Genomic DNA, 12887 nt, shown 5'->3' on the forward strand with positions numbered 1-12887 from the left:
TGTCTGGGACAACGAGCCGGCCATCGGACGCCGCCAGGAGGGGCGGGCCGTGCTCGGTCATGAGTTCGCGGCGCCGGCCGGGCTTCGCAAGATCGTCCCACCAGGGGCCTTACGCCTGCCCGGACTTGGGGAGCTCACGGGCCGCAGCACCAGCATCGTGATCACGCCGAGCGACGGGCGCTTACTGGGAAATACTCAATGGCCGCGCCGCCGCGCTCACGCCTCCCAGACGGCCGCCGCCGTACGGTCGTCCGCGTAGCCCTTGACCCGGACCTGGGTGTCGGCGAGGAACGCGGCGAGGCCGGGCGGGGGCTGCCGCGACCAGCGTTCCGCGAGGTGGGCGGGGAGTGCGGGCTCGCCGCGCAGGGGGTCGGCGAGGCCGCTCGTGCACATCAGCAGGGTGTCCCCCGGCCGGGCTACGGAGGCGCGGAAACGGAAGGGGTCGCGGGGCGGCTCGGCGGGCGGGTCGTACGGGCTCGGCGGGGTCGGGATGCCGAGGTCCATGGTGAGCCGGTCGCCCTCGGGGGTCTCGGCGGGCAGCGCGCCGAACCCGACGACGGGCTCCCCGGCGACCTCGCCGGCCCCCGGCTCCAGGTCCTGCCACTGTCCGCCGCGCAGCCGGAACAGGCCGCCGTCGCCGACGCCGAAGAAGATCCGGGTACGGCACTCGGGGTCGGCGGACAGCAGCAGGCAGCGCAGGGTGGCCGTGTACGCGTCGGGCTCCAGGCCCTGTTCGGCGGCGCCGGCCCGGAGCCGGCCGAGGCTGCGGTCGGTGAGGCGGTGCAGTCCGGACTTCAGGTCGCCGCGCCGGGCGGCCCTGATGTCCTGCGCCAGCCGGACATGGCTGCGGCCCACCGCGCGGCCGATCCACCGGCAGGCCTCGGCGGCCGCCCGGTGCGCGCCCGGCGTGGCCCGCGCCCCGGTCGCCATCGCCACCAGCACCAGCGCGTGCTCGGCGGTGCCGAACCGGGCGACGAGCAGCGCGTCCCGGCGGGGCTCGCCCCGGTATCGCGCCGAGTCCCCGCGCACCGACACGGCCCTGAGCGCGCAGCTCCCGTAGAACGCCCCGTCCAGCACGGTGTCGGCCACCAGGTCGTCCAGCGCGTCCGGATCGGCGGGCGGCAGCGCGGTGGGCTCGGGGTCGTAGGTGGGAGGCCGCGACCCGACGTACTCCGTGTGCTCGTCGGGCAGGAGCGGCAGGTCGAGGGCCGTGGGGGTCCGGGCACCGTCCGGCGGGGCGGGGGCGGGGGCGACGGGAGCGGCGCTGGGGGTGGCGGGGGTGGTGACCGGCGGGGGCACGGACGGCGGCGGAGGGGTGGTCGGCATGGGGGGCAGGGGAGGCATGGCCGGCGGAGGCGGCGCGGGCGGCCCGGGACGGGAATCCGGCCGGTCGGCCGGGGTCGGCACGGCGGCCGGAGACGGCGCGGCGCTCGCGGCCGGGGACGACGCGGGCCGGGGGGACGGCGTCGTGGGGGACGAAGCCGTGGGGGCCGTCGCCGCGTCCGGGGCCAGCCACCAGTCGGTCCGGGCGTCCGCCGCCGCCCCCTCCGTCGGCTTGCGTGGCGGTGGCACCTGGTCCGCCGGACCCGTGGCGCGCAGCGTTCCCGCCGCCGAGTCGAAACGGTCGTCCAGGGAGTCGGCGGCGGGCGCGGGGCCCGTGTCCGCGGTGGAGTCGTCGTACAGCTGCCCCCACCAGTCGTCCTCGGGACCGGTGGGCCTTCCCCCCTGCTGGCTCATGCCCCCAATTGTCCACCGCTGGGCCCGGATGAGAACGGGGCATCCGGAAAATGCGTCACCGCCGGATGCCGGTGTGTGACCGGCACTCCCTGGGGCGCCCCCTTGACCTGCGGGTTCCCCGCGATTCCGGCACTCTGGGCAGATGGGACCGTGGGAACTCCTGCTGGTCGGTCTGGTGATCCTGCTCGGCCTGTGCGGAGTGCTGGTGCCGGGGGTGCCGGGCTCGTGGCTCGTGTGGTCCGCGGTCCTGTGGTGGGCGCTGAAGGACCCGCAACCGGTCGCCTGGTGGGTGCTGGTGGGCTCCACCGTCGCGCTGTTCCTGAGCCAGGTGGTGCGCTGGGCCCTGCCGCCGCGCCGGCTGCGGGAGAGCGGCGCGACCCCCCGGATGGCGGTGTACGCCGGGGCAGGCGCGTTGCTCGGCTTCTTCCTGCTGCCCGTGGTGGGCGCGATCCCCGGCTTCATGGGCGGCGTCTACCTCTGTGAACGGCTGCGGCTGGGCCGGCACGGCGAGGCGCGCGCGGCCCTGCGCACGGCCATGCGCTCGGGCGGCTCCAGCGTGCTCGCGGAGCTGTTCACCTGCCTGCTGATCATGGGGGCGTGGCTGGGGGCGGTGCTCTGGGGGTGATCGGCGGCGCTTCGGGGGTGATCGGCGCGCTGTGCGGGTGGTCGCCCCTCCCCGTCGCGCCGGAACAGCGCCGTCCAGAGGAAGGTCTCGCCGAACAGCGGCGATGCGGGCCCCTGCGCCCGCATGCCCCGCAGCTCGACCACGGTGAGGTCGCGGAAGATCGAGCGCAGCGACTCGGGCGTGTAGGCGAGGCCGCCCTCCAGCCGGGAGCGGTGGTAGAAGGCCTCGTCGGGCAGGTCCGAGCCCATCCGCCCGGCGGCGAAGCAGGTCAGGGAGAAGTGGCCGCCGGGAGCCAGGACGCGGTCGAGGAGGGCGAGGTGGCTGACGCGGCGGTGCGGCGGCAGATGGTGGAAGCAGCCGGAGTCGTGGACGAGGTCGTAGGGCCCGTCGGGGACCGTGGCACCGGGGGCGAAGGCGTCGCCGCAGTGGAACCGGATGTCGGCGCCCGCCGCACGGGCGCGTTCCTCGGCCCAGGCGACGGCCGTCGGCGAGAGGTCGACCGCGTCCACCTCGAAGCCCCGGGCGGCCAGGTGCAGGGCGTTGCGGCCCGGACCGCAGCCCAGGTCGAGGGCGCGGCCCGGGGTGATCAGTCCGCGGTCGAGGTACGAGACGAGGTTCTCGTCCGGCTTGTCGACGAAGAACGGCACCGGCCTCGCCCGGTCGGTGTAGAAGCCGTCCCACCAGGCGGCGCCGCCGGCCGTCCAGCGGTCGGCCTCCGGCGCGAACAGGCCGTCCAGAAGCTGCAGCACGTCGTCCACGGTGCGGATGTGACGGTCCATCGGTGTCCTTCCCCCCGGGCTTGTTCCCGACCAGGTGAACGTAGTCGCGGGAGCGACAGAAGGCCAGCTCAGGCGGTATGGGGCGAGGTCGGGGGCCGGCGTGTGCCGGGCCCTTGGGCGGGGGGTGTACCGGCTCCTTCGAAGTCCGGCGGTCCACGCCGGAACACCCCGTGGACGGCCGCCAAGAGGCCGTTCCGGGCGAGCCCGCGCCCGGTTTTTCCGGCCGCCCGGCCGCTGCCTCAGAGCCGCACGCCCTCCAGTTCCAGCAGCCGGATCTTGCGTTCCAGGCCGCCCGCGTACCCCGTGAGGGAGCCGTTGGCGCCGATCACCCGGTGACAGGGGCGCAGGACCAGCAGCGGATTGGCGCCGATCGCCCCGCCCACGGCCCGCACGGCCGTACGGGAGGCCCCGATCCGGGCGGCGATCTCGCCGTACGTCGTGGTCGCCCCGTAGGGGACGGTGTCGAGGGCCGCCCAGACGCGCTCGCGGAACCCGGTGCCCTCGGCGCGCAGCTCCAGCCGGAACTCCTTGAGCTCTCCGGCGAAGTAGGCGGCGAGCTGCTCGGCGGCTGCGCGGAACGGGCCCGGGTCGTGCCGCCAGCCGTCCTGGACGGTGCGTCCGCCCTTCTGTCCCTCGACGGAGAGCGAGGTCAGGGCGCCGTCGGGGGCTGCGGTCAGCAGCAGGGGGCCGAGCGGGCCGCCGACGCTGGTCCAGTACACGGGCGTGATGCCGGTCGTCATGGGGTCTCCTCCGCTGCGCGCAGATGGTGAAGGGCGTACGTCCGCCAGGGACGCCAGGTGTCGGGTACGTCGGCGCCGGGCGGCGCGACATCGGGGTCGCCGAGGGCGCGGGCCCTGATCGCCGCCACGGTACGGGCGTCCAGCCCGGGTACGGCGAGCAGGGCGGCCTCGGCGTCGTCCCGGTCGGCGCCGGGGTCGAGGCGGACCCGGCCGTCGGCGAGGGCGACGGCGAGCGGACCGACGGCCTCCGTGAGGGCGGCCGGTTCCGGGAAGAGGTGGGTGAGGGTGCCGCAGGGGGTGTCGAGGGCCTTGCCGTGGGCGCGGACCAGCCGTTCGGACGCCGTACGGCCGACCAGGGCCCGTACGGCGTACTCCTCGGGGTCGGCGGCCCCGGGGGCACGCAGCCCCGGCCGGGCGGCGACCAGCGGCGCGAGCCGGGGGTCGGCACCGAGGCGCTCGTCGACGGCGTACGGGTCGGCGTCGAGGTCGAACAGCCGGCGCAGCCGCTGGACGGCGGTGGTGAGGTCGCGGGGGTCGGTGAGGTGCAGCCGGGCGTCGAGCCAGCCGCCGGGGTGGAGGGCGCCCGCGCGGCCCGTCCCGCCCGGCCGCTCGTCGACGGCGACGATCCCGGTGCCGTGCGGGAGCCGCAGCGTACGGCGGTACGTCCGCCCGCCGGCCGGTCCGCCGACCTCCTCCACCCCGGCCACGGCCTCCCGCTCCAGCAGGTCGAAGACCGGACCCGCGCGGTAGGGCCCCCGGTGCGCGAGCCGCAGCGCGATTCCGGCGGCCGGGGTGGCCGCGGACGGGGTGCCGACGGCCGGGGTGCCGGTGCGGCGGGAGGAGCGGGCGGCGGTGCGCAGCTCGGTCGGGGTCGCCGCGTACACGGCGCGGATCGTGTCGTTGAACTGGCGCACGCTGGTGAACCCGGAGGCGAAGGCGATCTCCGTGACCGGCAGCCCGGTGGTCTGGAGCAGCGTGCGCGCGGTGTGGGCGCGCTGGGCGCGGGCGAGGGCGACGGGGCCCGCGCCGACCTCGGCGGTGAGCTGGCGCTGCACCTGCCGGGCGCTGTAGCCGAGGCGTACGGCGAGCCCGGCGACGCCCTCCCGGTCCACCACCCCGTCGCCGATCAGGCGCATCGCCCGGCCCACGACGTCGGCGCGCGCGTTCCAGTCGGCGGAGCCCGGCACGGCGTCGGGGCGGCACCGCCGGCAGGCCCGGAAGCCGGAACCCTGCGCGGCGGCGGCCGTGGTGAAGAAGCGCACGTTGTGCCGCTTCGGGGTGACGGCGGGGCAGCTGGGCCGGCAGTAGATGCCGGTGGTCCGGACGGCGAAGAAGAACGCCCCGTCGAACCGTCCGTCCCGGCTGCGCACCGCCTCGTACCGGGTGTCGTACGTCGTGTCGTACGGCGTCTCGTACGCCGTGTCGTACGCCGTGTCGTACGTCCTGTCGTACGTCGTGTCCTGACCCTTCATGTCCCCCAGTCTTCGCCGGGGGCGGGGCCGGTGCTAGCGGAAATCGGACACGGCGGTGACGGGCGGGCACCCGTCACCACCGCACCGGCTCACCGGGCCGCTGTCACCGTGGCGGCGCGGGCTGCCAGGGGCTGCGGCCCCGCTTGGCATCCCCGGCCGCGCGGCCCTCCGCCTTCTTGCGCTTCCAGTCCTGGCGGACGCCGGCGCGGACCCGGGCGTCGGACTTGGCGACGATCCACTGGTTCTCCCGGACGAGCTTGCGGTAGCTCTCCAGTCGGCGCGGGGCGAGCTGCCCGTCGTCGGCGGCGGCGCGCACCGCGCACCCCGGTTCGGCGTCGTGCGCGCAGTCGTGGAACCGGCAGCCGCGGGCCAGCTCCTCGATCTCCGCGAAGACCTGCCCGACCCCGCCGCCCGCGTCCCACAGGCCGACCCCGCGCAGTCCGGGCGTGTCGATGAGCACCCCGCCGCCGGGCAGGGGCAGCAGATTACGGGTGGTCGTGGTGTGCCGGCCCTTGCCGTCGATGTCGCGGGTGGCCTGGACGCCCATCACATCGGCGCCGGCGAGCGCGTTCGCGAGGGTGGACTTGCCGGCGCCGGACGCGCCGAGCAGTACGGACGTGCCCCGTCCGAGGAGGGCGGCGAGTTCCTCGACGCCCTCGCCGTCGCGGGCGCGGACCGGCAGCACCGGCACCCCGGGAGCGCTGGCCTCCACGTCCTGGACGAGATGCGCCAGCACGACCGGGTCGGACACCAGGTCGGCCTTGGTGAGCACGACGACGGGCTGCGCGCCGGACTCCCAGGCCAGCGCGAGGAACCGCTCGATCCGGCCGAGGTCGAGCTCGACGGCCAGGGAGATCGCGACGACGGCGTGGTCGACGTTGGCGGCGAGGATCTGTCCCTCGGACCGCTTGGAGGAGGTGGAGCGGACGAACGCGGTACGGCGCGGCAGCAGCGTGCGGACGTACCTCGGATCGGCGCCCTCGGGGTCGAGGGCGACCCAGTCGCCGGTGCAGACGACCTTCATCGGGTCGTGGGGGACGACGAACTCGGTGTCGGCCCGGACCGTGCCGGCCGCCGTGACGACGTCGCACAGGCCGCGGTCGACGCGGACGACCCGGCCGGGCAGCAGCCCCTGCGCGGCGTGGGGCGCGAACGCGGCCGCCCAGCCCTCGTCCCAGCCGAGGACGGCGAGCGGGTGTGCGGAGGGAGAGGAAGAGGAAGAGGAAGAGGAAGAGGGAGAAGCGGAGGGGGATGAAGCGTCCGGAGTGACGGAGAAATGCAAGGGAAACCCTTCACAGGGCGGCCCCGGCGGCGCGCGCGGGCGCGGAGAGGTCGGTTGGTCAGCCGGAGACCGCGGGGGTGAGGTGGACGATCGTCTGGCCGCGTCGAGCGGCCCCGGTGCCGGTGACAGTCATCGGTCGCACCTCCCCGTTCCTGTGGTTGCCGTACGTCTCTCGCACGGCTGGCGTACGTGTCCCGTACGACTCCGTCAGGCTAGGGACACCCGACGGAGTACGCCACTTGTTTTCCGCCCCTCGCGCCGCGTTTGCGGACGGGCGCTCAGGAGCCCGTGCACTCCTGGCCGTTGAGCGTGAAGCCCGACGGCGCCGCGTTGGTGTCCTCCCAGGAGGCGAGGAACCCGAAGGTGACGGTGGAACCCGCCGCGACGGAGCGGTTGTAGTCGGCGGCGGTCGCGGTGACCCGGTCGCCCCGCTGGGCGACGCTCGCGTCCCACATCTGGTCCACGTGCTGTCCGTCCGCGAAGGACCAGGCGACCCGCCAGGAGTCCAGGGCGGCGGGCGAGGTGAACGTGACGCTGGCCTGGAAGCCGTCGGGCCACTGGTTGACGAGCTCGTAGCGGACCTCGCAGACGCCCGCCTTCGCGGTCTCGCCGCCCCCGGTGCCGGCCGTGGCCGAGGAGGTGCCCTGCGGTTCGGGGTCGGGCTTCTCGTCGCCGTGCGCACCGGTGGCCGGCGTGTCGCTGCCGGACGGGGCCGGGGACGCCGACACCGGGTGGGCGGAGGTCACGGGCGAGCCCGAGGCGGGCACGCTGGAGCCCGGGCCGGCCACCGGGGTGGTGTCCGTGGGGATCGACTGCGCTTCGGTGCCGCTGTCGCCGCCGAACGGCATCAGCGACGCGGCGAGCGCCAGCCCCGAGACCAGGACGGCGGCGGCGAGCAGCCCGTGGCGCCGCAGGCGGGCCTTGTGCGCCGCGGCCCGCTCCGCCTGGCCCTGCGGGTCCGGCCCGTCGGGGTGTCCGGCGCCGAGGCGGACCTCGGCGGCGCGGCGGCGGCGCTCCAGGTAGGCGAGTCCGCCCCAGCCGATGACGCCGCCGGCGAGCGCGGCGGGCAGTCCGCCGCCGTGCAGCCGCAGACAGGCGGCGGCCTCGGCGCACTCCACGCAGGTGGCGAGGTGCCGGGAGAGGTCGTCGGGGGTGTCGGCGCCGGGCGAGCGGGTGACGGCGTCGAGCAGCCGGACGTAGGAGCGGCACTCCGCGCTCATCGGCGTGTCGAGGTGGTTGCGGTGGCAGCGGTCGCGGAACAGGCCGCGGACCGCGTTGAGTTCCTCGACGGAGGCGTCCGGGTCGAGGCCCTGGCGGCGGACGACGGTGCGCAGCGGAAGCGCCTCCACCTCCGCCAGCCACAGCAGGGTGGCGTCCGACTCGCCCATGTCGCGCAGTCCGCGCAGGGCGATCGGGCGGCTCAGCGGCGGGCCGACGTAGCGCCAGGCCTTGTCCGAGTTGAGCCACAGCCGCAGGTCGGGGTCGAGCTTGTGGCCCTGTCCCTCGGTCTCCCAGGCGGCCGCGGTGGTGCGTACGGCGGTCAGCAGCAGGGGAATCCGGGGCAGCCGGGACGAGCGGCGGCCGGCACCTCGTGCGGTACCGTCGTCGGCGGCGCGGGCCTCCTGTATGCCGAGCGCGAACGCCTCGCGGGCCAGCTGGTTGGCCGCGGTCGAGCCGGACGTGCACAGGTCCGCGTACGACAGGACGGCGTCCCAGCACTCGGAGAACAGCGCGGCCTCCGCGGCGTCCTTCGGGGTCGGCAGGTCGGGCATGTGACTCCTGCATCCAAATGCGAGGTCAACTCACCATGACGGCAATGGAGTTGGGGGGAACCTCGCGGCAGGCACCGAGGATTTCACGTTTCTCACACAACTGACAAGCGCCCTGTTCAGATGTCGCGTAAGGACGTCCTGACCAGGAGACCGCGCCCCTTCTCCGCCCTGGAGTACGGACGCGGACCCCGATGTGTTCAACTCCGGGCCCGGCCCGTGCTCTGACGGCGGTTCCGGGACTATACGGCGCTCTCGTCCCGCGCCGGAAGACTGTCCATGAAGGAACTCACGGAGAACACCGCGCGACCCGGTCCGGGCGGGCCGTAGCCGGGGGGCGAGGAGAGCCCGAACTCGTCCATCGTGGCACGGTAGGCCTCCAGGAGACGGATGTGGTACTCCAGCGGCGCACCCTGGGGGTTGGCCTTGCCGAGCGGGGTGGTCGGCTCCGGGCACCAGGTGGTGAAGCGGGGGGTGATGCCCTGCGACATGAAGAAGCGCAGCCCCTCGGTGGTCGACGCGATCGCCTCGTCGACGGTGGTGAAGCCGAACGGCTCGGCCATCTCCACGCCCGCCACGAAGTTGGGGATGACGTTGCGCGCGCCGAACACCTCGGCGGAGTCGAGGATCCGCCGGTGCCACTCGTCCCGGCCGACGTAGCGCTCCTTGCCCGGGCAGTACATCTTGAAGAGGTACTCGTCCCACACCTCGTAGTTGGGGTGGTAGATCTGCACGCCGTAGTCCTTGAACCGCTGCACGTCGTCGCGCGGCAGCGCCTGGGCGACGACCTTGCCGATCCAGCGGCCCGGGAAGCGCTCCTCGATCGCCTTGGCGTAGTGGCCGTAGAAGTCGGCCTCGTCGCGCCCGGAGACCGTCTTGGTGATGGCGCCGCCGGTGAGGGTGTAGGCGGTGGACGCCTTCGCGGTGTCGTACTTGTCGATGATCTCGAGGGCCTCCAGCACCTCCTCGACGTCCTTGACGCCGGTATACGGTCGACCGGCGGCCTTGTGCTGTCGCCAGTTGTGGTTGATGTCGCAGTACTGGCACTCCTCCTTGGCGCCGAAGTACTGGCAGACCCGGAAGACCGTCAGATAGATGAGGTAGCCCCACTGGATGGTCGGGGCGACCTCCATCACGGACTTCCCGTTGGACAGCGTGTGCCGGTAGTACTCGGGCATCGGCGGCACACCGACGTCCGCGATCCGCTTGCCGTCGAGGTACAGCCCGAGCAGGCCCTCGTCGTCGGCCGCCACCCGGTAGGGCGATGCCGGGTTGACCCGCACGGACACCACTGTGCGCCGCAGGTCGTACGGACCTCCGGTCAGGATGATCTCCTCGGGCGGCCGGCGCAGCGCGGCCTCGCCCAGCTCGGGCAGGGTGCCGTGGTCGAAGGAGAAGATGAAGTACGACTTCGGCTTGACCTCGCCGGACTCGTTGTCGCTGAGGGCGGAGGGGTCGAAGGCCACTCCCCCGCGCAGCAGGTCCTCCTTGAAGACGGCCTCCCGCGGCACATGCGGAAACCGCTCCATCAGATCCTCGACCAGCGCGGTACGGCTGCCCATCCGTCTCTCCTCCCGGCTCAGGCGTACGACTCCTCACGGTATGCCCCCGGCGGCGCGGCGGCGGGGGCGGGGGGTCTCGTGTTGCGGGCAAGGTAGGTTCGACCTGGGTATTCCGGGTTCTCGATCACCTCGAAAGGGCGGGCAGTCGCATGGGCCAGACCGTGACGGACGGGGCGGGACAGGACGGGCCGGGGCAGGGAGAGCCGGGGCGCGGAGGGCCGGGAAGCGGAGGGCCGGGAAGCGGAGGGCCGGGAAGCGGAGGGCCGGGGGCGGACCGGTCGTGGCGGAACTGGGCGGGCAACATCGTCTTCGCGGCCGACGCGCTGCACCGACCCGGGTCCACGGACGCGCTGCGCGCGCTGGTGGCGGGCGGCGGACGGGTGCGGGTGCTCGGCAGCGGGCACTCCTTCAACCGGATCGCCGAGCCGGGCGCCGACGGGGTGCTGCTGTCGCTGGACGCGCTGCCGGCCGAGATCGACGTGGACACGGCGGCCCGCACGGTGCGGGTCGGCGGCGGGGTGCGGTACGCGGCCCTGGCCCGGCGGGTGCACGAGCACGGGCTCGCCCTGCCGAACATGGCCTCCCTGCCGCACATCTCCGTGGCCGGCTCGGTGGCCACCGGCACCCACGGGTCGGGGATGCGCAACGGCTCCCTCGCCTCGGCGGTGCGCCAGGTGGAGATCGTCACGGCCGACGGCTCGACCGTCGTGATCGGGCGCGAGGACCCGCGCTTCGGCGGGGCCGTGACCTCCCTGGGCGCGCTCGGCGTGGTCACCGCCCTCACCCTGGACCTGGAGCCGGACTATGCGGTCGAGCAGCACCTGTTCACCGAACTCCCGCTGGAGGGGCTGGACTTCGAGGCGGTGGCGGGGGCCGCGTACAGCGTGAGCCTGTTCACCGACTGGGGCGCTCCCGGCTTCCGGCAGGTGTGGCTGAAACGGCGCACCGACGAGCCGCCGGCCGTGTTCCCGTGGGCCGCGCCCGCCACCGAGGCCCTGCATCCGGTGCCGGGGATGCCCGCGGTCAACTGCACCGAGCAGCTCGGGGTGCCGGGACCGTGGCACGAGCGGCTGCCGCACTTCAGGGCGGAGTTCACGCCGAGCAGCGGGGAGGAACTGCAGAGCGAGTATCTGCTGCCGCGGTCGGCGGTCGACGGAGCGCTGTATGCGATCGACGGTATCCGGGAGACGGTCGCCCGTGTCCTGCAGATCTGCGAGGTGCGCACGGTGTCCGCCGACGACCAGTGGCTGAGCCCGGCGTACGGCCGGGACACGGTCGCCGTGCACTTCACCTGGATCGCCGACACGCCGGCCGTGCTGCCGGTGGTCCGGGAGGTGGAGGCCGCGCTGGAGCCGTTCTCCCCGCGGCCGCACTGGGGGAAGGTGTTCGAGATCCCGGCTCCAGCGCTGCGCGCCCGCTACCCCCGGATCGAGGACTTCGCGGCCCTGGCAGGGGAGCTGGACCCCGCCGGGAAGTTCACCAACGCCTTCGTACGGGACCTCCTGGGGACCTGAACGCGCCACCCGCGCACCGGGGCGCCGCGGACTTTATAAAGCCCCTTTCCTAACCCCTTGTCGAACGTCGGGGCACGCCATAGCCTGTCGCAGCGCCGGTGCCGTCGCCGCTACCGGCCTGGGCGCCGGGCCGGCGAAGGGAGCTCGATGAAGCGCGGCACATCACGGGACATCCGCACCGCGAACCGCTACGAGGTGCTGCGCCAGATCATCGCCTCCTCGCCCACCTCCCGGCAGGAGCTGGCGGCGGCGACGGGACTGTCCCTCGCCACGGTCGCCACCCTCGTCGGCGAGCTGCTCGACCTGCGCATGATCACGGAGGTCGGGTTCGAGGACTCGGCGGGCGGCCGTCCCCGGGGCCTCGTGGCCGTCAACGCGTCGGGGGGCGCGTTGATCGGTGTCGACATCGCCGAGACGTACGTCCATGTCGAGCTGTTCGACCTGGCGCTGAACGTCCTGGCCCGCGCCGAGGAGAACATCCGCCCCGGGGAGAGCCGCCCGGAGCAGGTGGTCGGGCATGTCACGGCGGCCGTGGGCTCGGTGGTCGCACAGGCCGGGGTGGACGCGGCACGGGTGCTCGGGGTCGGGGTGAGCGTGCCGGGTCAGGTGGACCGGGACACCGGTATCGCCGAGTACGCGCCCAACTGGGACTGGCACGACGTGCCGTTGCTCGACCTGCTCTCCGAACACATCGCGTATCCCCTGTACCTGGACAATCCGCTGCGGGCCAGCGCGGTCGCCGAGCTGTGGTTCGGGGCGGCGCGCGGGCACGGCGACGCGGTCGTGGTGAACCTCGGCACGGGCGTGGGCGCCGGGCTCGTCCTGGGCGGCGGGCTGCACCGGGGCGTGAGCAACAGCGCGGGCGAATGGGGACACACCACGCTCGTGCTCGACGGCCGCCTGTGCCGCTGCGGCAACCACGGCTGTGTGGAGACGTACGTCGGCGCGCTCGGGATCATGCAGAACCTGCGTGAGATCGGCCCGCAGAGCCCGCTGTTGCACCCGGGGGAGCAGACCGCCACCATCGACGCGCTGGCGGCGGGCGTCGCCGCGGGGGATCACGTGGCCGTCAAGGTCGTGCGGGACACGGCCCGTTACCTGGGCGCCGCCGTCGCCGTCCTGGTCAACGTGCTCAATCCCGAGGTGGTGGTGCTGAGCAGCTGGGTGGCGGCCCGGCTCGGCGAACCGCTGCTGGAGGAGGTGCGCGAGGCCGTCGCCCGGCACGCGCTGAAGCGGCCGCTGGCCGCGAGCCGGATCGTCCTGTCCGCGATCCCCACCGACCCCGTCTGCCTGGGAGCCGCGACGTTCGCGCTCGAAGGGGCGCTGCAGCGCGTCGGGCAGCGGAGCACCAAGCGCGCCGTCCCGGCCAGGAGCCGCACCGCGTCCGCCACATGAGCCGAGGGCCGT

9 protein-coding genes and 1 pseudogene are annotated in these 12887 nt (G+C 74.3%); 3 read left to right on the forward strand and 7 right to left on the reverse strand.

What is annotated here, in order from left to right; translation table 11 throughout:
• Positions 1 to 216 precede the first annotated feature (216 nt).
• A complete protein-coding gene (locus U5640_RS07740) occupies positions 217 to 1737 on the reverse strand; it encodes a PP2C family serine/threonine-protein phosphatase (protein WP_340375044.1) in 1521 nt (506 codons plus the stop codon).
• 142 nt (positions 1738 to 1879) lie between these two features.
• Here U5640_RS07740 and U5640_RS07745 point away from each other — a divergent pair, with 142 nt between their 5' ends.
• Entirely contained in the window at positions 1880 to 2362 is a 483-nt protein-coding gene (locus U5640_RS07745; protein WP_340375045.1) for a DUF456 domain-containing protein, read from the forward strand.
• A gap of 53 nt (positions 2363 to 2415) precedes the next feature.
• On the opposite strand, the pseudogene U5640_RS07750 reads toward U5640_RS07745, so the two are convergent.
• The 6 genes and pseudogenes from U5640_RS07750 to U5640_RS07775 form a co-directional block, all read right to left on the reverse strand.
• A pseudogene (locus U5640_RS07750) lies at positions 2416 to 3141 on the reverse strand (methyltransferase domain-containing protein); the annotation flags it as partial.
• Positions 3142 to 3380: 239 nt separating this feature from the next.
• Positions 3381 to 3881: a methylated-DNA--[protein]-cysteine S-methyltransferase gene (locus U5640_RS07755; protein WP_340375046.1), complete on the reverse strand. Its 501-nt coding sequence runs from the start codon at positions 3879 to 3881 to the stop codon at positions 3381 to 3383.
• The gene (locus U5640_RS07760; protein ID WP_340375047.1) at positions 3878 to 5353 is read right to left on the reverse strand and encodes an AlkA N-terminal domain-containing protein; all 1476 of its coding nucleotides are present in this window, start codon (positions 5351 to 5353) and stop codon (positions 3878 to 3880) included. Before U5640_RS07760 ends, U5640_RS07755 begins: the two co-directional genes overlap by 4 nt.
• Positions 5354 to 5456: 103 nt before the next feature.
• On the reverse strand, positions 5457 to 6635 hold the full coding sequence (gene rsgA, locus U5640_RS07765) for a ribosome small subunit-dependent GTPase A (RefSeq protein WP_340375048.1): 1179 nt from the start codon (positions 6633 to 6635) through the stop codon (positions 5457 to 5459).
• Positions 6636 to 6913: 278 nt separating this feature from the next.
• On the reverse strand, positions 6914 to 8407 hold the full coding sequence (locus U5640_RS07770) for a cellulose binding domain-containing protein (RefSeq protein ID WP_340375049.1): 1494 nt from the start codon (positions 8405 to 8407) through the stop codon (positions 6914 to 6916).
• 239 nt (positions 8408 to 8646) lie between these two features.
• Positions 8647 to 9966 carry a radical SAM protein gene (locus tag U5640_RS07775; protein ID WP_340375050.1) on the reverse strand — a complete coding sequence of 440 codons (1320 nt, stop codon included), beginning with the start codon at positions 9964 to 9966 and terminating at the stop codon, positions 8647 to 8649.
• Positions 9967 to 10115: 149 nt separating this feature from the next.
• Between U5640_RS07775 and U5640_RS07780 the strand changes: the two genes are divergently transcribed.
• Both U5640_RS07780 and U5640_RS07785 read left to right on the forward strand, forming a co-directional pair.
• Positions 10116 to 11480, forward strand: coding sequence for an FAD-binding protein (locus U5640_RS07780; RefSeq protein ID WP_340375051.1), 1365 nt, complete (start codon positions 10116 to 10118; stop codon positions 11478 to 11480).
• A 147-nt stretch (positions 11481 to 11627) separates the two neighbouring features.
• Complete coding sequence (locus U5640_RS07785; protein WP_340375052.1) at positions 11628 to 12875, forward strand: ROK family protein; 1248 nt, start codon at positions 11628 to 11630, stop codon at positions 12873 to 12875.
• Positions 12876 to 12887 lie beyond the last annotated feature (12 nt).

The organism is Streptomyces sp. SS7 (genome assembly GCF_037993025.1).
GTDB lineage: Bacteria > Actinomycetota > Actinomycetes > Streptomycetales > Streptomycetaceae > Streptomyces.

What these genes read in the sequence shown, in the direction of transcription:
- U5640_RS07740 (WP_340375044.1), bottom strand. Translation starts at nt 1,737, where the DNA reads ATGAGCCAGCAGGGGGGAAGGCCCACCGGTCCCGAGGACGACTGGTGG.
- U5640_RS07745 (WP_340375045.1), top strand. Translation starts at nt 1,880, where the DNA reads ATGGGACCGTGGGAACTCCTGCTGGTCGGTCTGGTGATCCTGCTCGGC.
- U5640_RS07755 (WP_340375046.1), bottom strand. Translation starts at nt 3,881, where the DNA reads ATGACGACCGGCATCACGCCCGTGTACTGGACCAGCGTCGGCGGCCCG.
- U5640_RS07760 (WP_340375047.1), bottom strand. Translation starts at nt 5,353, where the DNA reads ATGAAGGGTCAGGACACGACGTACGACAGGACGTACGACACGGCGTAC.
- U5640_RS07770 (WP_340375049.1), bottom strand. Translation starts at nt 8,407, where the DNA reads ATGCCCGACCTGCCGACCCCGAAGGACGCCGCGGAGGCCGCGCTGTTC.
- U5640_RS07775 (WP_340375050.1), bottom strand. Translation starts at nt 9,966, where the DNA reads ATGGGCAGCCGTACCGCGCTGGTCGAGGATCTGATGGAGCGGTTTCCG.
- U5640_RS07780 (WP_340375051.1), top strand. Translation starts at nt 10,116, where the DNA reads ATGGGCCAGACCGTGACGGACGGGGCGGGACAGGACGGGCCGGGGCAG.
- U5640_RS07785 (WP_340375052.1), top strand. Translation starts at nt 11,628, where the DNA reads ATGAAGCGCGGCACATCACGGGACATCCGCACCGCGAACCGCTACGAG.